This is a genomic window from Nonomuraea recticatena (genome assembly GCF_039533245.1).
In the GTDB taxonomy this organism is placed as follows: Bacteria; Actinomycetota; Actinomycetes; order Streptosporangiales; family Streptosporangiaceae; genus Nonomuraea; species Nonomuraea roseola.
In genome coordinates this window covers 423,589-448,712 of sequence record NZ_BAAATE010000002.1, presented here as the reverse complement: position 1 = coordinate 448,712, position 25,124 = coordinate 423,589, and the positions used below count along the sequence as shown (strand labels likewise).

The window sequence follows — 25,124 nt, the reverse complement described above, 5'->3', positions numbered from 1 at the left end:
CGAGGACGCATATAAAACGTTTCAAACCGCTGGACCGGACGGTAGACCTGCGCAGAGCTGCGGTCAATAACCCGTCTTCGGACCGTTATACGCACCGCTGACCCCGTTGACAGCACCCCGTCCGCTCCTTAGCGTCGCGGCAGCGGTGCTTAAAACGTTCTGCACGAAGGGGTCGAGACCGGGATGAAGCTCGTCATCGCCGACGCGGGGCCGGTCAGCCCGCTGCCGATCCTGCGGCCCCCCGCCGTGCCGATCACCGACTTCGGCCACCCGCCCTCGCTGCTCCCCTACGGCGCCCGCGACTCCTACCGGCGCGACCCCGTCGAGCGCGAAGTGCCCGCGATCACGCTGGAGAACGAGCACCTGAGGGCGGTGTTCCTGCCGGGGCTCGGCGGCCGCCTGTGGTCGCTGGTCGAGCTGTCCACCGGCAGGGAGTTGCTGCACCGCAACCCGGTGATCCAACCGGCCAACCTCGCCCTGCGCGACGCGTGGTTCGCCGGCGGCGTGGAGTGGAATCTGGGCACGACCGGCCACTGGGCCCTGACCTGCGATCCCCTGCACGCGGCCTGGGTGGCCGCGCCGTACCCCGTGCTGCGGCTGTACGAGTACGAGCGGATGCGCGGGCTGGTGGTCCAGATCGACGCCGCCCTGCCTCCTGGCTCTCGCGCGCTGGTGGTGTCGGTCGCCGTGCGCAACCCGCGACCGGAGAGCGTGCCCGTCTACTGGTGGTCCAACATCGCCGTCCCGCAGACCCCCGGCACCCGCGTCCTCGCGCCCGCCGCCCTGGCCGACCACTTCGGCTACGCCCACCGCCTGACCACCGTCCCCTATCCGGGCGATCCCGACGTCAGCCGCCCCGGCACCTGGCGGGCGGCCGCCGACTACTTCTTCCACGTCACGTCGGAGACTCCCTGGATTGCCGCCGTCGACGCCGAGGGCCACGGCCTGCTCCACACCTCCACCCCTCGGCTGCGGGGCAGGAAGCTGTTCGGCTGGGGCACCTCCCCCGGCGGCGACCACTGGCAGCGCTGGCTGTCCGGCCCCCGCTCCCCCTATCTGGAGATCCAGGCCGGCCTGGCCAGGACCCAGCTGGAGCACCTCGCCCTGCCTGGTCACACCACCTGGACCTGGACGGAGACCTACAGGCCCCTGGCCCTCCCCGCGCCCGACGCCCCGTACGACCGGGCCCGCGCGGCCGTCGACGCGCTGGTCCAGGCATCGGGACAGCCGGAGACCGGCCCGTGGACCGAGCTTCCCGTCACGGACGTCATCCACCGAGGATCCGGGTGGGGCGCGCTGGAGCGCAGGGCAGGGGGGCTGCCCGCGTCGGCGGCCACGCCCTTCCCCGACGACACGCTCGGCGTTGAGCAGGCCCCGTGGCTGACCCTCCTGGAGGAGGGCCGGCTGCCGGGCGAGGCGGAGTGCGTCGTCGGAGCGCGCTGGCTGGCCCTGCTTCGTGCGGCGGCGGACCCGCACGGCCGCTACCACCTCGGGCTCAACCTGTGGTCCACCGGCGACAGGGCCGCGGCCCTGGACGCCTGGGGCAAGGCGCTGGCCGAACGGCGCGACCCCCTCGTGCTGCGCGCCGTCGCCGAGGCCCACAGGATCGACGGCGACGATGCCACGGCGGCGGCGCTGCTCCTCGAGGCGCACGCGCTGGCTCCGGCCGTGCGCCCGCTCACCGTCGAGACCCTCGCCGCCCTGCTCGCCGCCGGCTGTCCCGCCGACGCTCTGACGCTCATCGACCGCCTGCCTCCTGGCGATCGCGCCCACGGCCGCATCCGGCTGCTGGAGGCCAGGGCCGCCCTGGCCGCCGGCGAGCGCGACAGGACCGGCCGCATCCTGCGGGACGGCCTGGTCGTCCCCGACCTGCGGGAGGGCGAGGACGCCCTGGACGAGCTGTGGTTCGCCTATCACGGCGAGGAGTGCGACCTGCCCGCGGACTACGACTTCCGCATGAGCTGACGGCCTCGGCACCTGGGTCAGTCGCGGGAGACGGCCAGCCGGCGGCTGTCCCGGGGAGCGCCGACATGACGCCCAGTTCCCTGTCCCCCGCCGAAGCCGCGAGAGATCGCGACGGGTGCCCGGCGTTCCGGTCGGCCTGGTTCCGCTGGCCATCGACGACTTCTTTTCGGATTTCTTGCCCGCGATGTCGATCCGGCGGTTCCGCCGTTCGACCCATGGGTGAGAGGGTCCGAACGGGACCCGCGACACCGCAGGAGAAGACCGTGAAGTACATGCTGATCATGCGCGCGAGCGACGAGGCCTACGCCGCGTTCCAGGACGTCGACTTCAACGAGATCATCGAGTCCATGGGCCGGTACAACAGCGAGATGATCTCGGCCGGCGTGCTGGTCGCCGCCGAGGGTCTCGATGACGCGTCACAGGGTGTCGTCGTGGACTACTCCTCCGAGCCTCCCGTCGTCACCGACGGGCCTTACGGTGAGACCAAGGAGCTGTTCGGCGGCTTCTGGATCCTCGACGTCGCCTCGAAGGAGGAGGCCGTCGAGTGGGCCAAGCGGGCGCCGATGAGCGGTCCGGGGATGAAGGCCGAGATCCGCCGCGTCACCAGTATCGACGAGTTCCCGCAGGACAACGAGTGGATCCAGAAGGAGCGGGCATGGCGGGTGGCGACCGGCCAGCTGTGAGCGATCCGTACGGCGGTCGCCAGGCAGTCGTGGCGGTGTGGCGGATCGAGTCCGCGCGCATCGTCAGCACACTCGCCCGCTTCACCGGCGACTTCGCGCTGGCCGAGGACCTGGCCCAGGAGTCACTTGCCGAGGCGCTCGTCGCCTGGCCGCGAGACGGCGTCCCGCGCAATCCCGCGGGATGGCTGCTCACCGTGGGCAGGCGTCGCGCGATCGACTCCTTCCGCCGCCGCTCGGCTCTCGACGAGAGATACGCCGCCCTCGCCCGGCACCTGGGAGAGGGCGGCGCCGCCTCCGGCCATCCGGTGGGCGCCGCACCGGACACCGACCTGCTGTGGGATCCGGACCACGTCGATGACGACCTGCTGGCGCTGATGTTCATCGCCTGCCACCCGGTGCTGTCGCGCGAGGCCCAGATCGCGCTCACGCTCCGCGTCCTCGGCGGTCTCACGAGCGACGAGATCGCCAGGGCCTTCCTCGTGCCGACCGCCACGGTGCAGGCGCGCATCACGCGGGCCAAGAAGACGCTCGCGGCCGCGCGGGTGCCGTTCGAGGTGCCGCCGACCCACGAGTGTCGCAAGCGGCTCGGCCCGGTGCTCAGTGTGCTGTACCTGATCTTCACGGAGGGTTCGACCGCCTCGTCCGGACGGGAGTGGATCCGCCCCGACCTGGCTCGTGAGGCGGTACGGCTGACCCGGATCCTTGCGCGGCTGGTCCCTGACGAGTCGGAGGTGCACGGCCTGCTCGCGCTCCTCGAGCTCACCGCCGCCCGCTTCCCCGCGCGCCTGGACGACGACGGGGAGCCGGTCCTGCTGGAGGATCAGGACCGCAGGCGCTGGGACCGGGCGGCGATCCGGCGCGGGCGGGCGGCCCTGGTTCAGGCAGGGCGGGTGGGCCGTGGTCTCGGCGTCTACGGCGTGCAGGCCGCGATCGCCGAGTGTCATGCCGTCGCGCCGTCCGTCGAGGCGACGGACTGGGAACGGATCGTGCTGCTCTACGAGGCGCTCGGCAGGCTGGCTCCCTCGCCTGTCGTCGAGCTCAACCGGGCGGTCGCGCTCTCCATGGCACAAGGCCCCGCGGCAGCGCTTCTCCTCGTCGACGACCTGGTCGCGGCGGGCGGCCTGTCCGGCTCCCATCTGCTGCCGAGCGTGCGCGGCGAGCTGCTGCGCCGCCTCGGGAAGGTCGACGACGCGCGGCGTGAGATCGAGCTCGCCGTACGGCTCTGCGCCAACGAGCGCGAGCGCGGCCTGCTCCGGCGCAAGCTCGCCGCCCTGGCCTGAGCGCCGGCCAGACACCCGCGCGACGCCCGCCGCGCACGGCCGGACCCGCGCCGACCCGTGAAAGTTTCACCGCTCGTTGTCGGCGGGCGTGGGGCGTGTTTCAATTCCACCGCGAGTGCCGTGTGGCCCTGACACACCGGGCTGTCGCCGTGCTGTCCGACGGCGTCGCACTCGAAAGGGCATCTCAGTCTTGCGGAAACTCCGGCACCTGGCCGCACTGGCCTGCACCGTCCTCCTGGCCTCGTTCCTGGTCGGCTCCTCGCCGGCCCAGGCCCACGGCGTCACCATGTTCCCCGGCAGCCGTACCTTCCTGTGCTGGCAGGACGGCCTGCGGGAGAACGGCTCGATCCAGTCCTACAACCCCGCCTGCGGCGCGGCCGTGGCCCAGAGCGGCACGACACCGCTGTACAACTGGTTCGCGGTCCTGCGCTCCGACGGCGGCGGCCGTACCACCGGCTTCATCCCCGACGGCCAGATCTGCAGCGGCGGCAGCGGCGGCCCCTACGACTTCACCGCCTACAACGCCGTCCGCGACGACTGGCCGCTGACCCACCTCAGCGCCGGCTCCACCATCCAGGTACGGCACAGCAACTGGGCCGCGCACCCAGGCTCGTTCGTCGTCTACATCACCAAGAACGGCTGGAACCCCGCCGCGCCGCTGAAGTGGTCGGATCTGGAGGTGCTGACCAGCGTCGCCAACCCCCCGCAGTCGGGCGGGCCCGGCGGGCTGAACTACTACTTCTGGGACCTGCAACTGCCCTCGGGCAAGAGCGGGCGGCACATCGTCTTCACCCACTGGATCCGCGCCGACAGCCAGGAGAACTTCTACAGCTGCTCTGACGTGGTCTTCGACGGGGGCAACGGCGAGGTCACAGGGGTGGGCCCAGGCCAGAGCCCCTCACCCTCGCCGACGGTCACTCCCACCTCGACCCCGACGCCCACGCCCGGCGGCTGCACGGCCACCTGGCGCGCCGTCGACAACCCGGGCTGGCCCGGCCACTTCCAGGCGGAGGTCACGGTGAAGAACACCGGATCCACCGCGACCAACGGCTGGCGCGTGCAATGGGCCTACACCGGAGGGCAGGGCTTCGAGGGCCCGCCGTGGAACGGCGTGCTGACCTCGCAGCCGCCTGACGTCTCGGTGAGCAACGCCTCCTACAACGGGCGGCTGGCGCCGAACGCGACGGCGGCGTTCGGGTTCAACGCGACGGGCAGCGTTCCGTCACCCGCTCCCGCCCTGACCTGCACCACCTCCTGACCCGGTGTCCCGTGGGCCCCTCCCCGGGGCCCGCGGGGCCGCCTGCTCTCCAGCCGCTTCAGCAGTGAGGATCACATGAGACGAACCCTCCGCCTGCCCTACGCCTGGCAGGTCAGGACGCGGGCCGCCGCGCTGGTCGCGGCGTCGGCGGCCGTCCTGGTCGCCGTTGCCGTGACCGTCGTGGCGCTGGCCGCGAACGCGGACGAGTTCGGCCCGCCCGAGCTGAAGCGGGCCCTGGCGCTGCGGGTGACACAGGTGCTCGAGCAGGCCACGCTGCGGGAGCACCGCGAGCACGGGCACCACTTCGGCGAGCACGACGGGCAGGTGGTCTGCGCGGTCGCGCCGTTCGGCGTCCACCCCGAGGGCGCGGTGAAGGTGGCCGAGGTGCGGTGGGTCTACGCGCACCACATGTGCGCGGTCACGGGCGCGCGCCAGTCGTGGGCGACCTCGGTGCGCGCCGCGGGCCCCATCGCCGTACGGCTGGCGGGCCGGCCCACGGTGCGGGTGCCCGCCTCCGGCGGGGACTACGCCGAGCAGGTCAGGGCGCTGGTGCCCGAGCGCTGTCACGAGGCGGCGCTGGCCGGGTTCGCCGACGACGAGGCGATCGAGGAGGCGCGGCGCAGGTTCGACGGCAGACGCGGCTGACCGCCGTCGCGGTCAGCCGCGCCCCGCTCCCGGTCCTGGTGCGAGTGGTGTGGCCGCGGCCCTCCCTTCCTGCTCGTGGGAGCGATCCCATAGAACCGCCGGGAAGGGCCCGGACGTCAACCCCATGCCGAGAAACCCGCCGTCCGCCGTGAATCTTTCAGCGGGGCTCGATCCGTCGGCCTACCCCGCCGCGGTCCAGGCGGTCCTGGCCACGATGGGCGTCTCCGCGCCCTCCGGTCCTGGACCCATGGGACGGCGTCGAGCACCAGATGTCCCTCGACGACCTCATGGCCGCCACCCACCTGGCGGTCAGCCGGGGCGACTACTTCGTGGCCGGGACCTGACCCACCGACTCGCGGCAGGGCGAGGGTGTCCGGCGCCCACGCCCTGCCGTCCCGGGGCCCTGCGAGCTGCCTGCGGTCATCCGGATCGTTCGGGCCCCTCAGGGATTCGGGAGAGCTTGTCGGGGTTGCTGACGACGTAGATGTCACGCACCTGCTCGCCGTCAGGGGTGAGGTCGACGACCATGACGGCGAACGGCGCGTTCCGCGCGAAGACCACCGCGGACGGGTCGCCGTTGACGTCCCTGTACTGGATGTCGAGGCCCTCGGCCTGTTCGGCGGCGCTGGAGACGAGTAGCCTGGCGACCTTGTCGCGGCCCTTGACCGGCCGTGGACTCGCCACGCTGGACCTGCCTCCGCCGTCGGACCACAGCGTGACCTCCGGTGCGAGCATCTCCATGAGCGCGTCGAGGTCGCCGCCGAACGCGGCGGCCACGAACCGCTCGGTGACCTGCCGCTGCACGCGCGGGCCGACGTGGTGGCGTGGCCGCCGGGCCTGGACGTGCCCGCGGGCGCGGTGAGCCAGCTGGCGGACCGCCGAGGGGCTGCGGTCGATCATGTCCGCGATCTCGGTGTGGGCGTAGGCGAACACCTCGTGCAGGATGAACACCGCGCGTTCCAGCGGGCTGAGTGTCTCCAGGACCACCAGCATCGCCATCGACACCGCCTCCGCCCGCAGGACCTCCTCCGACCCGTCGGCCACGTCGCCGGCGGAGGCGACGAGCGGTTCGGGCAGCCACGGTCCGACATAGGCCTCGCGGCGGCGGCGCAGCACGCTCTGCTGGGCCAGCGCCTGGTTGACCGCGATGCGCACCAGGTAGGCGCGCGGGTTCTCGATCCGGCGCTGGTCTCTCGAGGCCCACGACAGCCAGGCCTCCTGCAGCACGTCCTCGGTGTCGGCGACGCTGCCGAGCATGTTGTAGACGATGGAGAACAGCAGTTCACGATGGTCGGCGAAGACGGTCGGGTTGTCCTGCATCGTGGCCCTCCTCAACTGTCGCGGACATCCCCCTAAGAGCCGCGAAAGACCTGCCGATGTGACATCGGCCCCGGAAGTGTGAGCCGCGTCTCAGAGCCAGCCCGCCTCGGTGGCGATGCGGACCGCGTCCATGCGGGTGCGGGCGTTCAGCTTGGTCACGGAGGAGGCGAGGTAGTTGCGCACCGTGCCGTAGCTGAGATGCAGGTCGCGGGCGATGTCGCGGGGCGTGGCTCCCTCACCCGTCAGGCGCAGGACCTCGGCCTCGCGCTCGGTCAGCGGGTTGCCGCGGACGTCGAGCGCCGCGTAGGCGAGCTGCTGGTCGATGACCAGACCGCCGGCCGCGACCGTGCGGATGGCCTGCACCAGGTCCTGCGGCCTGGAGTCCTTCAGCATGAAGCCGGAGACGTGCGCCTCGACGCCGCGCCGCAGGTTGCCTGGCCTGCCCAGCCCGGTGAGGATCAGCACGCGGCATTCGGGCAGCCGCTCGTGCAGCAGGGCAGCGGCGCTCAGCCCGTCGAGCGCCGGCAGCTCGATGTCGAGCACCGCGACGTCGGGCCGGTGCTCCAGCGCCGCGCGCACGATCGCGTCGCCCGTGTCCACTTCGGCCACGACCTCGATGTCCTCCTCGAAGCCGAGCAGGGCGACCAGCGCCTCGCGCAGCATCCGGACATCCTCCGCCACAAGCACACGAATCACAGGTTGCATGCTAGGCGTGATAGACAACGCACGTGACGGCCAAGGACGCGAGCGGACGAGCGTGGACAGGCTGGGCGCTCGTGTTCGGGTACATCGCCCTGCTCGTCCCTGCACGCTTCACCATCTTCCAGACCATGGCCCAGGCGGAGCCTTCCTCGCCGCTCACCTCGGCGGCCGGTCTGGGCCTCATCGTCTCCGTCATGGCGCTCTTCGCCGTGGTGGCCGTGGGCAGGCGGCGGGCCGTCCCTCTGCTGGCCGCCGTGACCTTCGGGGCCTACGTGCCGTTCGCGGAGCTGTGGGGACCGATCGCGGGGCCGCTGGCCGCGGCGATGCCGTTGACCGTCGCGGGCCCGGCCGGATGGGCGCTGTTCGCGGGGGTGATAGGCGCCGACACGCTGGTGTCGTTCGTGCTCCACGCCCCTGGCGTCTTCACGGTGACCAGCTTCGCGATCATCGACCTCAACACCGGGCTCACCCTCTTCGCACTGGTACGGCTGGCCGTCCTGCTGGCGCAGACGGACGCGGCCAACCGGCAGGTCGCCGCGCTGGAGGTGGCAGACGAGCGTCTGCGCGCGGCCGACGACCTGCGCAGGGCCATCGGCGCCAGGCTCTCCGCCGTCCTGACACTGTCGCGCAGAACTCCGGTCACCGCCGACGCGCTCGCCGACATCGCGCGGATCTCGCGGAAGGCGGCGCAGGAGGCTCGGGCGGTCGCCGACGTACGCAGGGAGCCGCTACCGCTGCCCGCCCACGCGGCCGGCCTGCCTGACGCGTCGACCAGGCTCGCCCGCTGGTCGATGATCGCGATGACCTTCAGCATCTCGACCATCACGCTCAACAACGTCGGAGAGTCCGGCGCCACGGACCGGGGGGTCTGGGCCGTCGCGCTTCTCGTGACGGTGCTGACGGCCGTCCTTCAGCTCTACCACGGCGTTCCCCGCGCCTCCACGCCCGCGGCCTGGCGCTGGACGGTCCCGGCGCAGATCCTGACCGCCGTCGCGGCGGCCGTGTACGTGGGCCAGGGCCTGCTGGGGGCGCTGGTGGCCCTCGCGGTCAGCAACACGCTGCTGTGGCTGCCCCCACGCTGGTCGGTGCCCATCGTCGTGGTCGCCGCCGTCGGTGAAGGGCAGTTCCTGCGGCTCTACCCCGAGCTCGGCGGCTACGCGCTCTACCAGACCGCGTCGCTGCTCGCCATGGCCATCGGCGTGTACGCCTTCAACCGTCTGCCTCAGGCGGCCGCGCGCCTGCGCGCTCTGCGCCGCCAGATCGCCAGGAACGCCGTGATCGCCGAGCGGCTGCGGGTGGCCAGGGACGTGCACGACCTGCTCGGCTTCACCCTGTCGGCCATCACGCTCAAGGCCGAGCTGGGCCTGCGCGTGCTCGGCGACGACCGGGTCAAGGCCGAGTCGCTGCTGGAGGAGGTGGGCCCGCTGGCCGTCCGCGCGCTCGCGGACGTGCGCTCGATCACCGAGGAGGGCGCCACGCTCAGCCTGCGCGAGGAGATCGACTCCGCACGTGTCCTGCTGGCCTCCGCGGGCGTGGACGTCCTGGTGGACATCCGCGCCCCGGAGGAGGACCCCGTGCTCGCCACGGTCCTTCGCGAGGCCGTGACGAACGTCGTCAGGCACGCGGTCCCGCGCTCGTGCACGATCGCGGTGGCCGACGACGGGCACGAGGTACGGCTGAGCGTCGCCAACGACGGCGTCACGCGGGCCCTTCCCTCGGCAGGCAGGGGGCTGGCCAACCTGGCGGCCAGGGTCGAGGAGGCGGGCGGCTCGTTCTCGGCCGGCGACCAGGGCGACGGCACGTTCACCCTGGTCGCGGCCGTCCCCCCACCAGAACGACGCCGCAGGGACGACGCCATCAGGACGGCGCCGCCAGGACAGCGCCGTTAGGGCGCGTCCGGTCGATCAAGAATCATCGGTCGGGTCGGGCCTGGCCGGTCGGCGATCTCAGCGATCGTCTGTCTCGACGGGCGCGCCCTGCGGTGCAGGCGAGCACGTCACGATCGCTCGTCGGTGAGCCCGGCTGTGCCAGGCGAAGCCGAGCGCGGCGAGCACCTGCGTCCCCGCCGCGGTCAGGAGTGCTCCGGGAAGCGACCAGTCCGCGACCGGTCCTGCGATGCCCGCGCCCAGGGCGAAACCCGTGATCTTCAGGCTCGCGCCCGTGGTGAAGATCTGACCCCGCAGACGCCCGGGCGCTTCACGATGACGTATCGCGAACAGGGCGGTGAGCTGGGGGCCCTCCCCGATGCCGACGATCACCATCGCGGCGATGACCAGAGCCGGTCGACCGGTCGCGAGGAGGACCAGGGCGGCAGCGAGGACGATCGTGCTGCACCAGATGATGGTGTCCGGGGCCAGAAGCCGGGGGTGGCGGGCGAGTATCGCGTTGGCGACGAGCGCGGAGGCGGCGGTGACGGAGAGAAGGATCGCTCCGTAGCCGGCCGCGCCGAGGGACTCGCCGAGCAGGGGGATGCACGCGATCACCATGCCCTGGCCCGCGCAGGAGATCACCGAGGTGCTGGTCGCCCTGGCCAGTCCCCTGCTGCGGAGGATGGCGCGGACTCCAGCGGCGAGATCGGAGGCGACCGAGGGGCTCGGCCGGCTCTTCGCCGGCTTCGGGATCGCGGGCAGCGTCAGCGCCGAGGGCAGCGCCGAACAGATCAGCGCCGCGGACACGACCACACCAGCTGAGGCGCCCCACACTCCCGCGACGATCCCGGCCAGCGCCGGGCCCACCAGACTCGCGAGGTTGAACGTCATCGCATCGAGCGCGTTGGCACGGGGCAGCCGCTCACCGGTCGCCACTCGAGGCAACTGGGAGGTCCATCCGCCGGACAGAGCCGGTCCCAGCAGCCCGACGCACACGGCAAGCAGGATCGTGACGACGACCGGGACACGTCCCAGACTGGCGAGGATGGCCGCCAGGCCCGTCGCGTAGACGCCCAGCGCCCACGCAAGCAGGCGGCCTGGTCTGGTCGCTCTGTCGAGCAGGACGCCGAAGACGGGGCCGCCGATCGCCGCCGAGATCATGATGCCTGCCAGCAGCGAGGAGGCCGTGGAAACCGATCCGGTGATCGCCACTCCGGCGAGCAGCAGGGCCGGCCCTGACATTTCGTCTCCCGTGCGAGCGGCGGTTGCCCCCACGGCATATCCCCCTACGGCGTAACGCTTTTTCACGATCGTCACGTTACGCAGGTAACTCAAAACTTGGCTAGTTGCGTTACATTCGACCGGTGACCCCTTCGAGCGATGAATGGTCCACCCGTCATTCGGTACAGGCCGTCGCACGGCGTACCGCCGCCCTCGTCAACGCCCTGTCCGAGGAGGAGCCGACCCCGGGTGTGATCGCTGAGCTGCTGAGGGAGCACGGAGAGGTCGGCTCTGTCGATCTCTCGCCGAGTGATGTCGCCGAGATGCGTGCCGCCGCCGTGCTCCTGCGGGAGGTCTTCGCCGCCGCCCACGTCGATGTCGCCGCGTCCGTGCTGAACCGGCTTCTACGGCAGAGCCTCGGAACCGTCCGCCTCACCTCGCACGGCGGCCTCACCCCTTGGCACCCTCATCTCGACAGCGACGACGACGCGCCCTGGGGGGAGTGGTTCCTCGCCTCGTCGTGCATGGCTCTGATGGTGCTGATCTGGGACCATCAGCGTCCACCTGGCGGTCTGTGCGCATCGCCCAGCTGCAGGAACGTCTATCTCACGCAGGGAAGCGGCCTGCCGCGCCGTTACTGCTCACGCCGCTGCGCGACGCGTGAACGGGTGGCCGCTCACAGGCGCGCGCGAGCAGCGCGCTGAGCACGCGCTCCGCTCGCGTGCCCACAGCAGTTCCTCGATCAGCCGGGCACGCGAGTCGCACGTCCGGCTGCCGCATGGTGACAACTGGTTCAAGCTGTACGCCGCGGGAGCCTCTTGACGGCAGCCGCCGAGACCACCGGATCCGACGAGCGCCCACCCCCTCGCAGACGCGCGTCGCCCCGGCCCGGCACGACCGGGGCGATGCGCGGCCGCAGGCTCGCCGCCCGCCGTCACGCCACTCTGACCATGGCCTGCGTGCTGCCATGGTCAGACGAGATCCACGGAACACAGCGCCGCTAGGACAGCGCCGCGAAGAAGCGGCGGATGTCGGCCACCAGCGGCTCGGGCGCCGCCATCGCCAGCATGTGGCTGGGGTGCTCGAGATCCTCCCAGTGGACGATGTCGTTGTGCCGCTCGGCCAGCCGTCGGAAGGCCGACGAGCCGCCGTGCGAGACCCCTGTCGGCACCGCGCTCTGGTCGATCGGCATGCCGGCGGCGTTCTCGTAGTACGTCCACGACGACGAACCGCCCGTGTTCGTCAGCCAGTACAGGCTGGCGTTGGTGAGCACCAGGTCACGCTCGATCGGCTCGTGATCAGGCTGCCAGCCGTCGAACTCCCTGAAGCGCTCCACGAGATAGGCCAGTTGCGCGACCGGCGAGTCGGACCAGCCGAAGCTGAGCGTCTGCGGACGGGCGGCCAGGTAGGGCGCGTAGCCGCTGCCTCCCGACCCTGCCAGCATGTCGGCCAGCCAGGCCACGCTCGCCCGCTCCTCCTCCGACAGCCCTTCCAGCTCCCCTGGGGCTCCGGTGGGCATGCCGACCCCTCCCGTGATGTGCACTCCCACCACGTGCTCGGGGAACAGCGCCCCGAGCTGGGGCGAGACCAGGGCGCCCGCGTCGTTGCCGTGCGCGCCGTACCTGTTGTAGCCGAGCCTGCTCATCAGCTCGGCCCAGGTGCGGGCCACCCGTTCGACGCTCCACGGCCGCTCGTCGGCGGGCTCGGGGAACGGGGAGAACCCGAATCCTGGCAGCGAGGGCGCGACCACGTGGAAGGTCTCGGAGAGCGGGCCCAGCAGGTTCAGGAACTCGGCGATCGAGTTCGGCCAGCTGTGCGTGATGATCAGCGGGAGCGCGTCCTCGTTGGCCGAGCGCACGTGGAAGAAGTGCACCTGCTGACCGTCGATCTCGTCGACGAACTGCGGGAAGGCGTTCAGCCGCCGCTCCCATTCCCTCCACCGGTAGCCGTCCCGCCAGTGGGCCACCAGGTCCTGGAGATAGGGCACGGGCACTCCCCTGCTCCACTGCTCGCCGGGCAGCGCGGCGGGCCAGCGCGTACGGCTCAGCCGATCCTGGAGGTCGTCGAGGTCGGCCTGCGGGATGTCGATCGTGAACGGTCTCATGCGGTCACCTTCGCGAAGAACTCGCGGACGTCACTCGCGTAGACGGCGCTCTCCATGTGCGCGGCGTAGTGCCCGCCGCGCTCGTAGGTGTGCCACTGCACGATGTTCCTGTGGTCACGTTCGGCGAAGCGCCGGATGGACTGGAAGTCGCCCTTGGCCGAGGCCAGTCCGATCGGCACCGTGGTCGGTCCGGCCGGCGGCTGTCCCGCCTTGGCGTTCTCGTAGTAGAAGCGGATGGAGGAGCCCGCCGTACGGCTGAGCCAGTAGACGGCCGTGTTGGTGATCACGAACTCGTCGTCGAGGTCCTCGTCGAAGAGCTGGGCGTTCCAGCCCAGCAGGCCCACGGGCGAGTCGGCGAGGGCGTGGGCCAGCGTCTGGGGCTGCTGCGAGTGCAGGAGGTTGAAGGCGCCCTTCTCATCCCAGAACCACTTCAGCACCTCCATGGCGGCCAGCTCCTCCTCCGTCATGCCCTCGAACTCCGCAGGGTCGCCGGAGGGGAAGGAGAAGATCTGCGTGACGTGCACGCCGACGACGTTGGCGGGGGCCAGACGGCCGACCTCCGGCGAGACCATGGACCCGCCGTCGTTGCCGACGGCGCCGTAGCGCTCGTAACCGAGCCGCGCCATCAGCTCCACCCACGCCTTGGCGGTGCGTACGGTGCCCCAGCCGCTCTCCGTGGTCGGCCCGCCGAAGCCGAACCCTGGAAGGGAGGGGATGACCAGATGGAAGTCCTTCGACAGCGGCTCGATGGCGTCGACGAACTCGACGAACGAACCGGGCCAGCCGTGCGTGAGGATCAGCGGCAGCGCGTCCTGCTTGTCCGAACGCACGTGGAAGAAGTGGATCGTCTGCCCGTCGATCTCGGTGGTGAACTGCGGGTAGGCGTTGAACCTGGCTTCCCACGCACGCCAGTCGTAGCCGTTCCTCCAGTGGTCGACCAGCCGCCTGACGCGCTGGACGCTCACGCCGTAGGCGTCGGGGAACTCGTCGGTGAAGCGGGCGAGATCGAGCCGCGTCTGCAGGTCGTCCAGGTCTGCCTGGGGGATCTCGATGCGGTAGGGAGTGATGTCCGAACTCATGCCTTCATCCTGGTGAAGGCGCCTTCTCGCTGGTAGTTCGCCGTGCACCGGTTCGATGTGCAGATTGCACACGGACTTCTTACCTTGAGGCAAGTCGAAACTCTGTTCGAGGCATGGGATCTTCTTCGGGTCGGGCACACGGGGGCCCGCTGGAGCGAGGAGATCTGTCATGCCCGTCCGAGGATCCTTACGCGCGCTCGCGCTCGTCCTGGTGTCCGCCACCGCGCTCGTCGCGCCGGCCGCGCCCGCCCATGCGGTCGCGCCGGTGGAGCGCAACGTCGTGCTGCGCTGGAACGAGGCGCTGCTGTCGGCCGTCCGCTCCGGCACGCTCGGCCCTCCCATGGTGGCCAGGGCGCTGGCCGTCGTGCACACCTGCGCCTACGACGCGTGGGCGGCGTACGACGCCGTCGCGGTCGGCACCCGGCTGGGCGGCTCGCTTCGGCGGCCCGAGGCCGAGCGCACGGAGGCGAACAGGGCCGAGGCCATCAGCTACGCCGCCCATCTGGCGGCCGTCGACCTCTACCCGGCGCAGCGGGCCGGGTTCGACGCCCTCATGACCGAGCTGGGCTACGACCCCGCCGCTCCTACGGGCCAGCCGGCCCGCACCGGGCTGGCCGCCTGTCAGGCGGTCCTCGACCACCGCCACGGCGACGGCTCCAACCAGCTCGGCGGCTACGCCGACACCACCGGCTACGCGCCCGTCAACGCGCCGATGGTGGTCGCCGACCCGCTGACCTCGGTCGCCGATCCGAGCCGCTGGCAGCCGCTCACCTATCGCAACAGGGCCGGCGCGCTGGTCACCCCGCCGTTCCTCGCGCCGCACTGGGGCGGGGTCGCCTCCTTCACCGGCCGCGCCCGCGACCTGGCCGACGCCGTGCCCGCGCCCGCGGCGTACGGCACGCACGCCTACCGCGCCCAGGTCGCCGAGATCGTGTCGCTCACGGCCGGCCTGACCGACAGGCGCAAGGCCATCGCGGAGTACTGGGCCGACGGCCCGAGCAGCGAGACCCCTCCCGGCCACTGGAGCCTGTTCGCCCAGCGGGTGTCGGCCCGCGACGGCCACGGCCTCGACGAGGACGTGAAGATGTTCTTCGCGCTGGCCAACTCCGTCATGGACGCGGGCATCGCCTCGTGGGAGGCCAAGCGCGACCACGACTCGGTGCGCCCGATCACCGCGGTGCGCTTCCTCCACCGGGGCAGGCAGATCCCGACCTGGGGCGGCAGGGTGATCGACGGCGCCACCTGGACGCCCTACCAGGCGCCGACGTTCCCGACCCCGCCGTTCGCCGAGCACGTCTCGGGCCACAGCACGTTCAGCGCGGCGGCGGCCGAGGTGCTGCGCCGCTTCACCGGCGGCGACACCTTCGGCGGCGAGACGGTGATCGCGAAGGGATCGTCGCTGGTGGAGCCCGGCGTCAGCCCCGCGCACGACGTGACGTTGCGCTGGTCCACCTTCACCGAGGCCGCCGACCAGGCCGGGCTGTCGCGCAGGTACGGCGGCATCCACTTCCTCGCGGGCGACCTGCAGGGCCGCGCGCTCGGCAAGGCGGTCGGCGCCGCGGCATGGGAACGCGCGCAGACTTACTGGTCGGGTCGAGGCTGAGGCCCGCTCCCCTTCGATGCTGCGCCCGCTTCGCGCCATTCGCGTGGTTCCCGGTCGCCGGGCGGCCTATGATCATTTTCACCGCCCCGGGTGAGAGGATCTTGTGGTCGACATGGCAGACGAGTGGAACAGCGCGATTGACACGAGCAGGCCCAGCATCGCCAGGGCCTACGACGTGGTCCTCAACGGCAAGGACAACTTCGAGGTCGACCGGAGCTTCGTCTCCGAGATCGTGAAGGTCGTCCCCGAGATCTACGACGTGGCGGCCTACAACAGGCAGGTCCTCGGGCGCGGCGTGCGGTTCCTCATCGACCAGGGCATCGACCAGTTCCTCGACCTGGGCTCCGGGCTGCCGACGGTGGAGAACACCCACCAGGTGGCCCAGCGAGCCAACCCCGACGCGCGGGTGGTCTACGTCGACAACGACCCGATGGTGCTGGCTCATGGCAGGGCTCTGCTGGCGGAGAACGACCGCACCGCGGTCGTCACCTCCGACCTGCGCGACCCCGCCGCGATCCTCGGCGATGAGGCGGTCAAGCGGCTCATCGACCTCGACCGCCCCGTCGGCGTGATGCTGATCGGCATCCTGCACCACCTGCACGACGACGAGGACCCTCGCGGCATCGTCGAGGCCTACATGGCGGCGGTCCCTTCGGGCAGCTACCTGTTCGTCACGCACTTCTGCGACTCGAGCCAGGACTCCCGCGACGCGGAGAAGAAGTTCCTCGCGCTGCTGGGCACCGGCCGGTTCAGGACCGTCGAGGAGATCACCTCCTTCTTCGACGGGTTCGAGCTGGTCGAGCCCGGCGTGGTCCCGCTGCCGCTGTGGCGGCCCGACGGCGACGTCCCCGGCGAACTGACCGTGGGCCAGCGCCTGATGTACGGCGGCATCGCGCGCAAGCCGTAGGACCCGGCACAGGACTGTCGGCGCCGCATGCCAGACTCGCTCGGCATGAGCGATGACGTGCGGCTGAGGGATGTCGTGGTGGCCGATCTGGAGGTGTTCCTGGCGCAGGAGCACGATCCTGAGGCCGTCCGGCGGTCGAGGTTCCCGCCCCGCGAGCGGGAGGCGTTCCTCCGTCACTGGACCACGCGCATCCTCGGTGATCCCACCGTCTTCGTGCAGGCGGTCACGGTGGACGGCGCCCTGGCCGGGAACCTCGTGGCCTGGTGGGAGGGCGACAGACGCTTCCTCGGCTACTGGCTCGGCCGCGAGTTCTGGGGCCGGGGCATCGGCACGAGGGCACTGGGCCTTTTCCTGCGGCTGGAGAAGGCTCGCCCCCTTTACGCCGACCCCTTCCACGCCAACACCGCCTCGGTGCGGCTCCTGGAGAAGCACGGCTTCCAGCCGAGCGGCACGGTCCAGCACGGCGAGGACGAGCACATCCTGCTCGTCCTCCACGACCCGGCGGGGTAGCCCATGTCCCGGAACGGCCGCAGCGGAGGCGGCGGCCTGCGCGGCCATCGCAGGCCGCGTGGCCGCTGTGGTTCCGCCGTCAGCACCTGGGGCGGCGGGGAACCCCCGGCAGATGGCGCTCCCACTCCGCAGGGGTGAGGGCGCGGCCGGCCCGGTCGCACAGCTCCCGGGCCAGGCGGTCGCCGTCGGTCGGTAGCTCGATCACGGTGCGCCGGGTCGTCATCCGCAGGGTGAGGTCCGCGGTGAACAGCAGATGCTCCACGGCATGTTCGTCAGGGAGGGGCACCGCGGCCAGCCGCGTCATCGTGGCGGTGTCCCACACGTGGACGACACCGCCGTCCCACCCTTGTTCACCGTACGCGGCGACCAGGGAGCCGTCGGGGCTGAAGGCGAGAAGGCGGGTTTCGGCGTCGGCCTGGAGCGAAGGGGTCAGCGGAGTGCGCCGGTGGATGTCCCACAGCGTGATCCTGCCCTGGGTCCCGCTGACCGCGATGAGGGGTCCCACGGGGCTCGCGGCCACCACCGAGTGGTCGACGGCGGAGAACCCCAGGCCGATCTTCTGGCCGGTCCGCAGGTCGAGCATGGCCCCGGTCGGCGACACCAGCGTCGTGCCGTCGGCCGCCACGACGAAGTGGCCCAGATCCGACGCGAGTGTCCTGTCGTCGATCACCCTGCCGGTGGCCGCGTCCAGCCGCACCAGCCGGTTACCGGGCGTGGTCACGTAGTCGATCGTCTGCAGGCCGACCACGTGGACCGTGCCGTCGGCGGTGAACGTCCGCCTGTTGACTCTCCAGCCCGCGGGGATCAGGTGGGTCCATAGCGGCCGGCCAGACGCGCTGTCCCACCCGCGCAGGGCCGTCTCGGTCGCGCTCACCCGCAGCCGGCCGCCCGGCGCACGGTCCGCGTCGGGGATGGACCGCCCGGCCGCCCGGGACGGCCGCGTCACGGGAAGGCGGGGCCGCAGGTCGAGGGTGACGACGGTGTCGTCGCGCTGGTACCGCAGGGTGGCGCCGTCCGGCTCCAGCCACACCGCCTGCGGCTCTCCCCCGATTCTGTGCTCCAGGATCCGCTTTCCCGCCGCCCACACGGTGATCGCGTCGCCGGCGTACCCCACCATCACCTCGTCCGCCGCCCTGAGTCCGGCGCCGCCGACCATGTTCATCTGGTCGAGCCCCGAGATCCGCCAGTACGGCCCCTTGGTCTTCCGCCCGGTCGCCAGGTCCCAGGAGGTGATGTCGCCGTCGGCGCACAGCAGGCCGCGTCCATCGGGGCTGAACGCGGCCACCGAACCACAGGTCCTGGGAACGCGGTCACCGGCCGTCATGGCGGGCAGCCGCACGAGCTTCAGCGCGCCGAGGTGGACGGCGGCCGCGTGGGTCCCGTCGGCGGAGATGAGCGGGCCGTCCGGAGCTTCGAAGTCGTTGAGCTCGAAGGTTCGCCCGTCGAGGGTGTCCCACACAAAGTCGACGCCGGTTCCGCGTCCGAGCGCCACCAGCGACTCGTGGTCGCCGAAGCGCACCAGCGGCAGCTCTCCGCCCTGGCCGAGGAACCGCTCGCGGAGCTTCCTGCCTGACCGCGCGTCCCACGCGGTGACCCTGGCGTCCCAGGCGGTGGCCTTCTCTGCCTGTGACACCACGACGAGGATGCGGCCGCTGGGGCTGAGCGCCGCCGCCGCCGCCGGCGTCTGCGCCTGCCCCGGCGGCCAGGACCAGGAGGCGGTCAGCCGGCCGGAGGGCACATCGTGCAGACGTACCCCGTGCTCACCGACGCCGGCCATGAGCCGGCCGTTGCCACCGGCCGCGATGGCGCCGATCCCCGCGACGGCCGGGAGGCGGAACACCGACCGCTCCGGCGCCCGCAGCGCGTCGATCAGACCGGCTTTGGTGCCGGTGTCGGGCGCCAGCCGCCAGCCGGCGACGTTCAGGAGCATCGCCTTGACCGGATCGGTCGTGCGCAGCCGTCCGGCCTCGGCGGCGACCTGCCGTCCGGTCGCCAGGTCACGCTGGTCCTGAGCCAGTCTGGCCTGCCAGACAGCGGCGCCGGCGGCGGCCACCGCGACGGCCAGCAGAGTGGCCAGCACAGCGGTCGCCGCGCGTCTGCGCTGGGCCTGCCGCCGCGTCAGGCCGGTGGCGGCCTGCAGGAAGTCACGCTCGCGGGGGATCAGCGTGGCGTGGGTGCGGCCGGTGGCCGCCCAGGTCAGAGCGTGCTCCAGGCGGCTGCCGCGGAGCAGGTCGCCGTCCCTGCGGCCGTGGTCGTCCCAGGCGCGCGCGGCCTCGCTGATCTCGGCCAGCATGGCCAGGCCTTCGCGTTCGGCCGCCACCCATTCCCTCAGCCGCGGCCAGGCGTGCACGATCGCCGGCCGGGCCAGGACGACCCGTTCGTCATCCGTGGCCACCATGTAGCAGAAGGCTCGCAGCACCGGTTCGGCCCGCGGCCCGAGCTCGTCGGCCGTGGCCCCGCGCTCTCCCATCGCCACCAGACGCAGCAGGACCGGGGCGACGTGCTGGCGCTCCTGCGACGCCAGGCAGGTGTAGGCGTCTTCGGCCAGCGCCCCCAGCGAGGGGTCGTCATGACCGGGCGACCGTACGCCTCCGGCCGTGCGCGTCCCGGCCACCAGCAGCTCGGTGGTGTTCGCCGGGCTGCCGGTCACCAGGGCCAGCAGCAGCTCGCGTGCTGTGGGCCTGGCCTCAGGATCCTTCGCCAAGGCGGCCTTGACCAGGGAGCGCACCGGGTCGGGCAGTGCGCTCACGTCGGGTCGCGCCGACAGCACCTGGTGCATGACCGCGCTCATGGTCTCGCCTCTGAAGGGGTCCTCGCCGGTGGCGGCGAAAACCATGACCGCGCCCCACGCGAAGACGTCCGCCGCGGTGCCGGCACGCTGCCCCGTGAACACCTCCGGCGCCATGTAGCTGGGCGTTCCCGCGATCACGCCGGTCATGGTGAGCGACATGTCCGCGGTCCTGGCGATGCCGAAGTCGATCACGCGAGGCCCGTCGGGACCGAGCAGCACGTTGTCGGGTTTGAGGTCGCGGTGGACGACACCGGCGTCGTGGATGGACGTGAGCGCGGTGGCGACGGCGGTGGCGAGTCTGTGCAGGTCGTCGCCGCCGAACGCGCGTCCTTCCCGCACGGCACGGCGCAGGCTCGGGCCCGCGACGTATTCGCTGACGATGTACGGCCGGCCACCGGTCAGGTCGGTGGCCAGGACCTTGGCCGTGCAGTACGAGGCCACGCGCCCGGCCGCGGCGGCCTCCTTGGCGAGTCGGTCGCGGCTGCCCCCCGTGTGCAGCACCTTGACCGCCACGCGGCGGCCTTCTGGGTCGTAGGCGTCGTAGACCACACCCTGACCGCCCGAACCGAGGCGGCCCGCCAGGACGTAGTCGCCGATACGCGTCTCCATAGCGGGTTAGACGCGGCGATTCAACCGGAAGTTGGATCCCGCCTGGAGGCAACGGGTGGCGCCATCTCCCACGTAGCAGAGCTTCGGGAGCCGTCCACGGTCACCTCGATGACCGTGGGCCCGTTGACGTCGAGCGCCCGCTTCAGCGCGGCGGGCAGCTCCGCCAGATCGGCGACCCGCTCGCCCCACCTGCCGAAGGCGCGGCCGCCGACTGGGGGGCGTCGCAGGCGGCGCTCACCCGTCAGGCGCCGACCGGTGATGTCGCGGCGATCGTGGCCGCGCTGTTCGAGGACTACGAGCGACACGGCGACGCCAACGTGCTCTGGATCGCGCAGGTCGACCGTGTCCCTGCAATCGCCCGGGCGGCCGCCCACGCGCGCGGCCAGCATCGGGCGTGGCTGGAACGGGTCTTCACCGACCGCCTCCCGGCCCCGGGCCCCGCTCTCGAGCACGCGCTGAACCTGCACTACGCCGCCACAGACGTCTACCTGTGGAAACTGTGGCGGCGCGACCTCGGCCTGTCGCGTGAGGACGCCGAACGCGCCATGTGCGACCTGTTGACCTCGATCGACCCGCGGAAGAGGAACCATGAGTAGCAATTTCCTGTTCGCCGCCTGGGCCGGCGGCGGAGCCGTGCCGCCCGTCCTGTCGGTCGCCCGCGCGCTGCGCGAACGCGGCCACGGCGTCCGCGTGCTGGCCGACAGGTCGCTGCACGAGGAGGTCGCCGCCAGCGGCGTGGAGCCGATCGCCTGGACGACGGCGCCCCAGGGCGACGCCTCCGATCCGGTCAAGGACGTCATCAAGGACTTCGAGGCCCGCACGCCGCTGGGCGAGTTCGCGCGGCTGAGGGATCGCATCGTCTGCGGACCTGCGGCCGATTACCCCGGGACACGCTGGCCGAGTTGCGTGCCCGCCCGGCCGACGTGCTGGTCGCCGAGCACATGCTGCTCGGCGCGCTCACTGGCGGCGAGGCCGCCGGGATCCCTGTGGCCTCGCTGGTGACGAGCCTTTATCCACTCCCCACTCCAGGGGCGCCACCGCCCGGCCCGGGCCTCGCCCCCGCCACGGGCGCGCTGGGGCGCCTGCGTGACCGGGTGCTGGCCCAGCTGATCGTCAAACCGTGGGGGAAGGGACTGCCGGCGCTCAACGCCGCCCGCGTCGCCAACGGCCTGGCGCCGGTGGACTCGGTCATCGGTGCGTTCGATCGCGTCGACCGGCTGCTCGTGCTGTCCCCGCGTGCGCTCGACTACCCCGGCCGACGCTTCCCCGCCTACGTGCGGCACGTCGGCCCACGGCTCGACGACCCCGCCTGGGCCGGGGAACTGGAGCTGCCGGCGGGTGACGCACCGCTGGCCCTGGTCGGCCTGAGCTCGTCGTTCATGGACCAGCGCGCAGTGCTCGAGCGCATCGCCGAAGCCCTCGGCACGCTGCCGGTGCGCGGGCTGCTGACCACCGGCCCGGCCGTGGACCCGGCGAGTGTCCGCGCGCCCGGCAACGTCCTGGTCACCGCGGCGGCCCCGCACAGCATCGCGCTGCGCCACGCCGCGGTGACCATCACGCACGCCGGCCACGGGACGGCCGTCAAGTCCCTGGCGGCCGGGGTCCCCCTGGTCTGCGTGCCGCTCGGGCGAGACCAGCGAGAGGTGGCACGGCACGTTCAATTCGCCGGCGCCGGGATCACGGTGAGCAAGAGCAGCTCAACGCGCACCATCGCCCGCGCGGTCGACCGAGTCCTGAACGACCCGTCCTACCGCCGAGAAGCTCAGCGACTGGCGGCTGAGATCGCCGCCGAGACGGCCACCGACCGAGCGGTCACCGAACTCGAGGCCCTCGCCGAACGAGCAACCGACAAGGACGAAGGCGCCGCGATCAGGGGGTGACGGAGCACCACTCGACCATGACGGTGTGGCCAGATCGGCGGGCGATCAGGTCTTGCCACACAGAGATGGTCGTTAGAGTGCGGACATGACCGACATCCTCCTGCGCGGCGGCCGTCCGTGGCGGCTGCCCGCGCCGGCCGATCTCCTGGTACGCGACGGCGTCATCGCGAGGGTCGGTCAAGGGCTCGACGCCGGCGGAGCCCGCGTCGTCGACGTCTCGGGCCTGCTCGTGCTGCCCGGCCTGGTCGAGGCCCACTGCCACCTCGACAAGACCCTGTACGGCGGAGCCTGGGTCCCGCACTCGGCCGACGACACGCTCACCGGCCGCATGTCCAACGACCTGGGACGCAGGGCCGAGCTCGGAGTGCCGAGCGTCGAGCGGATCACCGCGCTGCTCGAGCGGATGAGCTCCTTCGGCACCACCCACGTCCGCACGCACACCGACATCGACCCCGCGGTGGGGCTGCGCGGTGTGGAAGCGGTCGGCGAGGCCGCGGCGGCGCTGAGCGACCGGGTCTCGGTGCGCCAGGTCGCCTTCCCCCAGCACGGGCTGCTGACCAACCCGGGCACGGCCGAACTGCTGGAGGAGGCGCTCAAGAGCGGCGTCGAGGCGATCGGCGGCATCGACCCCGCGGGCATCGACCGCGACCCGGTGCGACACCTCGACACCGTCTTCGAGCTGGCCTCCCGCTACGGAGCCGCCGTCGACATCCACCTGCACGACGGCGGCACGCTGGGCGCGTGGGAGCTGGAGCTGATCATCGAACGCACCGCGGCGCTCGGCCTCGGCGGGCGGGTCACGGTCAGCCACGCCTACGCGCTGGGCCAGATCGACGGGGCCCACCAGGACCGCCTGGCGAAGGGCCTGGCCGAGGCGGGCGTGGCGGTGGCCACGGCGGCCGTCTACAGCTTCCCCGTGCCGCCGGTCAGGAAGCTGCGCGAGGCCGGCGTCACCGTGGCGTGCGGCCACGACGGCATCCGCGACCTGTGGGGCCCCTACGGCAGCGGCGACATGCTGGAGCGGGCGATGCACCTGGCCTACCGCAGCACCTTCCGCGCCGACGCCGACATCGAGCTCGCGCTGGAGGCGGCCACCTATGGCGGAGCCCGGGCGCTGGGCCTGCCCGGTTACGGGCTGTCGGTCGGCGACCAGGCCGACCTCGTTGTCGTCCCCGTGGGCGGCGCCGCCGAGGCGGTGGTCACCCATCCGCCGCGGTCACTGGTGATGAAGCGCGGCGTGCTCCTGTCCGCATGACGGCTGAAGGAGACCGCGCCTGGGTACTCGCCCCCGGCCTGGCCGCTGAGAACTGGTTCTACGACTGATCGGCGCCATCGCCGAGGCGGGCTGCGGCGTCGAGCCGGAGGTGGGGAGCTGGGTGCCAGCGCGTGTCCACCAGCAGCCGCCGGAGTCTCGGAGGGGCGTGCCGTAGCGTCAGGACGTGGTGGCCGGTCAGCCTCGCGGCGGCGTCGACCAGGGCGCGCAGGCAGCCGACGTCGATGAAGTCCAGGCCGGTCAGCTCGATGTCGGCGCCGATATCACCGTCGTCCGTCGTCACGGCCAGCGCCCAGGCCAGGGCGGGCAGCGCGGCCAGGTCGAGCTCTCCTTCGATGCGCAACTCGACGGGATCGAGCGCCTGAGTGATGCGCAGATGCCGGTGGCTGATCGTGAACGGCCTGCGTGCGACATTCATGCCCATTCCTCTCACAGAGGGGATGCCGGACGTGGTGCCGCGAGGTCCGGACGGCATGAAGACGTCTTTGAATGATGTCACCTGTCCGCGGCAATGGCCCCCGTCTCCGCCAAACCCGACTGGACGTGAATAGCAACATTTATCCCGCTTTATGGTGGCGGATGGGGCACATTGGGCGAAGTTCCTGTCCAGGCTTGTGATGTCGTCCTGCCCCGCTAGCGTGGCCCGTGAGGCCACGTCGCGACAGCACCGTGGCGAGGCGGTGGCCGGTGGACAAGGAACGGGCTCGGCGGGTGCGGCAGGCGATCGATGCCCGCGCTCTGGCCGACGGCATGCCGCCGACCGTGCGCCATGTCTGCCTGGCCTGCGTCGACTCGCTGAAGATGAGCGGCGCGGGAGTCATCCTGACCAGCACGATGGGCCTGTGCGCCCCGGCGTACGCGAGCGACCCACGCACCGAGCAACTGGCCGAACTGCAGATCACGATGGGTGAGGGCCCGGGCGTCGAGGCGGTGCGCGCCGACCGTCCCGTGCTGGTGCCCGATCTGCGGGCGCCCGGCGCGCTGCGTCGCTGGCCGATGTTCGCCGCGCAGGCCGACGCGCTCGGTGTGCGGGCGGTGTTCGTCTTTCCTCTCGCGATCGGAGCGATCTCCGTGGGCGTGCTGGAGGTCAGCAGAGACACTCCCGGCTGGCCGGCGCCGGAGAACACGGCCGACGCGCTGCTGTTCGCCGACGCCGCCCTGATGGTCATCTTGGAACCGGGCGACAGCGCCACGGCGGCCGCCACCGGCGACGGGCTCCTCGAGAGGTGGGCGGAGATCCACCAGGCGACCGGCATGATCTCGGCTCAGCTGGAGGTCAGCCTGGCGCAGGCGTTCGTGCGGTTGCGCGCGTACGCCTTCGCCCATGAGCGGCGACTGGGCGAGGTCGCAGGGGACGTCGTCGCCAGGCAGCTCAGACTCCAGCGGGACCGCCAGGCCGGACCGGACTCGACACATTGAAAGGGCA

At 71.9% G+C, this 25,124-nt stretch carries 23 protein-coding genes; 15 read left to right on the top strand and 8 right to left on the bottom strand.

The window, feature by feature from the left end; genetic code table 11:
• Positions 1-183: 183 nt before the first annotated feature.
• From ABFX50_RS05395 to ABFX50_RS05375, 5 genes are all read left to right on the top strand, one after another.
• Positions 184-1,965, top strand: coding sequence for a DUF5107 domain-containing protein (locus ABFX50_RS05395; protein WP_346143759.1), 1,782 nt, complete (start codon positions 184-186; stop codon positions 1,963-1,965).
• Between the two features lie 263 nt (positions 1,966-2,228).
• A complete protein-coding gene (locus ABFX50_RS05390; RefSeq protein WP_183645460.1) occupies positions 2,229-2,648 on the top strand; it encodes a YciI family protein in 420 nt (139 codons plus the stop codon).
• A complete protein-coding gene (locus ABFX50_RS05385; protein WP_346144083.1) occupies positions 2,645-3,928 on the top strand; it encodes an RNA polymerase sigma factor in 1,284 nt (427 codons plus the stop codon). Before ABFX50_RS05390 ends, ABFX50_RS05385 begins: the two co-directional genes overlap by 4 nt.
• A 190-nt stretch (positions 3,929-4,118) precedes the next feature.
• Positions 4,119-5,186, top strand: a complete 1,068-nt coding sequence (locus tag ABFX50_RS05380) for a lytic polysaccharide monooxygenase (RefSeq protein ID WP_346143757.1) — start codon at positions 4,119-4,121, stop codon at positions 5,184-5,186.
• Between the two features lie 75 nt (positions 5,187-5,261).
• Entirely contained in the window at positions 5,262-5,831 is a 570-nt protein-coding gene (locus ABFX50_RS05375; RefSeq protein ID WP_346143755.1) for a hypothetical protein, read from the top strand.
• Positions 5,832-6,251: 420 nt separating this feature from the next.
• Here the strand turns inward: ABFX50_RS05375 and ABFX50_RS05370 are convergent, their stop codons facing one another.
• Both ABFX50_RS05370 and ABFX50_RS05365 read right to left on the bottom strand, forming a co-directional pair.
• Positions 6,252-7,151 (bottom strand): RNA polymerase sigma-70 factor, encoded by a 900-nt coding sequence (locus ABFX50_RS05370; RefSeq protein WP_346143754.1) that lies wholly within the window; start codon positions 7,149-7,151, stop codon positions 6,252-6,254.
• A gap of 90 nt (positions 7,152-7,241) precedes the next feature.
• Positions 7,242-7,847 (bottom strand): response regulator transcription factor, encoded by a 606-nt coding sequence (locus ABFX50_RS05365; protein WP_346143752.1) that lies wholly within the window; start codon positions 7,845-7,847, stop codon positions 7,242-7,244.
• Between the two features lie 32 nt (positions 7,848-7,879).
• On the opposite strand from ABFX50_RS05365, the gene ABFX50_RS05360 reads away from it, so the two are divergent.
• Complete coding sequence (locus ABFX50_RS05360) at positions 7,880-9,742, top strand: sensor histidine kinase (protein ID WP_346143750.1); 1,863 nt, start codon at positions 7,880-7,882, stop codon at positions 9,740-9,742.
• 57 nt (positions 9,743-9,799) lie between these two features.
• Here ABFX50_RS05360 and ABFX50_RS05355 read toward each other — a convergent pair whose 3' ends face one another.
• Positions 9,800-10,996: an MFS transporter gene (locus tag ABFX50_RS05355; RefSeq protein WP_346144081.1), complete on the bottom strand. Its 1,197-nt coding sequence runs from the start codon at positions 10,994-10,996 to the stop codon at positions 9,800-9,802.
• An 89-nt stretch (positions 10,997-11,085) separates the two neighbouring features.
• Here ABFX50_RS05355 and ABFX50_RS05350 point away from each other — a divergent pair, with 89 nt between their 5' ends.
• Positions 11,086-11,646, top strand: a complete 561-nt coding sequence (locus tag ABFX50_RS05350) for a CGNR zinc finger domain-containing protein (RefSeq protein ID WP_346143748.1) — start codon at positions 11,086-11,088, stop codon at positions 11,644-11,646.
• Between the two features lie 296 nt (positions 11,647-11,942).
• Here the strand turns inward: ABFX50_RS05350 and ABFX50_RS05345 are convergent, their stop codons facing one another.
• Both ABFX50_RS05345 and ABFX50_RS05340 read right to left on the bottom strand, forming a co-directional pair.
• Positions 11,943-13,046: an epoxide hydrolase family protein gene (locus ABFX50_RS05345; RefSeq protein ID WP_346143746.1), complete on the bottom strand. Its 1,104-nt coding sequence runs from the start codon at positions 13,044-13,046 to the stop codon at positions 11,943-11,945.
• Positions 13,043-14,125, bottom strand: a complete 1,083-nt coding sequence (locus tag ABFX50_RS05340; RefSeq protein ID WP_346143744.1) for an alpha/beta fold hydrolase — start codon at positions 14,123-14,125, stop codon at positions 13,043-13,045. Before ABFX50_RS05340 ends, ABFX50_RS05345 begins: the two co-directional genes overlap by 4 nt.
• A 169-nt stretch (positions 14,126-14,294) precedes the next feature.
• Between ABFX50_RS05340 and ABFX50_RS05335 the strand changes: the two genes are divergently transcribed.
• The 3 genes from ABFX50_RS05335 (at position 14,295) to ABFX50_RS05325 (ending at position 17,145) form a co-directional block, all read left to right on the top strand.
• On the top strand, positions 14,295-15,728 hold the full coding sequence (locus ABFX50_RS05335; RefSeq protein ID WP_346143743.1) for a vanadium-dependent haloperoxidase: 1,434 nt from the start codon (positions 14,295-14,297) through the stop codon (positions 15,726-15,728).
• 112 nt (positions 15,729-15,840) lie between these two features.
• Entirely contained in the window at positions 15,841-16,635 is a 795-nt protein-coding gene (locus tag ABFX50_RS05330) for an SAM-dependent methyltransferase (protein ID WP_346123491.1), read from the top strand.
• Between the two features lie 45 nt (positions 16,636-16,680).
• Positions 16,681-17,145 (top strand): GNAT family N-acetyltransferase, encoded by a 465-nt coding sequence (locus ABFX50_RS05325; protein WP_346143740.1) that lies wholly within the window; start codon positions 16,681-16,683, stop codon positions 17,143-17,145.
• 79 nt (positions 17,146-17,224) lie between these two features.
• On the opposite strand, the gene ABFX50_RS05320 is transcribed toward ABFX50_RS05325, so the two are convergent.
• Both ABFX50_RS05320 and ABFX50_RS05315 read right to left on the bottom strand, forming a co-directional pair.
• The gene (locus tag ABFX50_RS05320) at positions 17,225-20,545 is read right to left on the bottom strand and encodes a WD40 repeat domain-containing serine/threonine protein kinase (protein WP_346143738.1); all 3,321 of its coding nucleotides are present in this window, start codon (positions 20,543-20,545) and stop codon (positions 17,225-17,227) included.
• A gap of 20 nt (positions 20,546-20,565) precedes the next feature.
• Positions 20,566-20,850, bottom strand: coding sequence for a hypothetical protein (locus tag ABFX50_RS05315; RefSeq protein ID WP_346143736.1), 285 nt, complete (start codon positions 20,848-20,850; stop codon positions 20,566-20,568).
• Between ABFX50_RS05315 and ABFX50_RS05310 the strand changes: the two genes are divergently transcribed.
• The 4 genes from ABFX50_RS05310 (at position 20,818) to ABFX50_RS05295 (ending at position 23,680) form a co-directional block, all read left to right on the top strand.
• On the top strand, positions 20,818-21,141 hold the full coding sequence (locus tag ABFX50_RS05310; RefSeq protein WP_346143734.1) for a hypothetical protein: 324 nt from the start codon (positions 20,818-20,820) through the stop codon (positions 21,139-21,141). The genes ABFX50_RS05315 and ABFX50_RS05310 overlap by 33 nt on opposite strands.
• On the top strand, positions 21,134-21,547 hold the full coding sequence (locus ABFX50_RS05305; RefSeq protein WP_346143732.1) for a hypothetical protein: 414 nt from the start codon (positions 21,134-21,136) through the stop codon (positions 21,545-21,547). Before ABFX50_RS05310 ends, ABFX50_RS05305 begins: the two co-directional genes overlap by 8 nt.
• Entirely contained in the window at positions 21,448-22,425 is a 978-nt protein-coding gene (locus tag ABFX50_RS05300) for a glycosyltransferase (RefSeq protein ID WP_346143730.1), read from the top strand. The genes ABFX50_RS05305 and ABFX50_RS05300 overlap by 100 nt, the downstream gene beginning before the upstream one ends.
• Positions 22,426-22,510: 85 nt before the next feature.
• On the top strand, positions 22,511-23,680 hold the full coding sequence (locus ABFX50_RS05295; protein ID WP_346143728.1) for an amidohydrolase: 1,170 nt from the start codon (positions 22,511-22,513) through the stop codon (positions 23,678-23,680).
• A gap of 58 nt (positions 23,681-23,738) precedes the next feature.
• On the opposite strand, the gene ABFX50_RS05290 is transcribed toward ABFX50_RS05295, so the two are convergent.
• Positions 23,739-24,116: an STAS domain-containing protein gene (locus tag ABFX50_RS05290; RefSeq protein ID WP_346143726.1), complete on the bottom strand. Its 378-nt coding sequence runs from the start codon at positions 24,114-24,116 to the stop codon at positions 23,739-23,741.
• 269 nt (positions 24,117-24,385) lie between these two features.
• Between ABFX50_RS05290 and ABFX50_RS05285 the strand changes: the two genes are divergently transcribed.
• Entirely contained in the window at positions 24,386-25,117 is a 732-nt protein-coding gene (locus ABFX50_RS05285; protein ID WP_346143724.1) for a GAF and ANTAR domain-containing protein, read from the top strand.
• Positions 25,118-25,124: the final 7 nt, after the last annotated feature.

Bases quoted from the DNA above. Each gene is read 5' to 3' on its own strand.
- ABFX50_RS05395 (WP_346143759.1), top strand. From the start codon at position 184: ATGAAGCTCGTCATCGCCGACGCGGGGCCGGTCAGCCCGCTGCCGATC.
- ABFX50_RS05375 (WP_346143755.1), top strand. From the start codon at position 5,262: ATGAGACGAACCCTCCGCCTGCCCTACGCCTGGCAGGTCAGGACGCGG.
- ABFX50_RS05370 (WP_346143754.1), bottom strand. From the start codon at position 7,151: ATGCAGGACAACCCGACCGTCTTCGCCGACCATCGTGAACTGCTGTTC.
- ABFX50_RS05345 (WP_346143746.1), bottom strand. From the start codon at position 13,046: ATGAGACCGTTCACGATCGACATCCCGCAGGCCGACCTCGACGACCTC.
- ABFX50_RS05340 (WP_346143744.1), bottom strand. From the start codon at position 14,125: ATGAGTTCGGACATCACTCCCTACCGCATCGAGATCCCCCAGGCAGAC.
- ABFX50_RS05335 (WP_346143743.1), top strand. From the start codon at position 14,295: ATGCCCGTCCGAGGATCCTTACGCGCGCTCGCGCTCGTCCTGGTGTCC.
- ABFX50_RS05330 (WP_346123491.1), top strand. From the start codon at position 15,841: ATGGCAGACGAGTGGAACAGCGCGATTGACACGAGCAGGCCCAGCATC.
- ABFX50_RS05325 (WP_346143740.1), top strand. From the start codon at position 16,681: ATGAGCGATGACGTGCGGCTGAGGGATGTCGTGGTGGCCGATCTGGAG.
- ABFX50_RS05320 (WP_346143738.1), bottom strand. From the start codon at position 20,545: ATGGAGACGCGTATCGGCGACTACGTCCTGGCGGGCCGCCTCGGTTCG.
- ABFX50_RS05305 (WP_346143732.1), top strand. From the start codon at position 21,134: ATGAGTAGCAATTTCCTGTTCGCCGCCTGGGCCGGCGGCGGAGCCGTG.
- ABFX50_RS05295 (WP_346143728.1), top strand. From the start codon at position 22,511: ATGACCGACATCCTCCTGCGCGGCGGCCGTCCGTGGCGGCTGCCCGCG.
- ABFX50_RS05290 (WP_346143726.1), bottom strand. From the start codon at position 24,116: ATGAATGTCGCACGCAGGCCGTTCACGATCAGCCACCGGCATCTGCGC.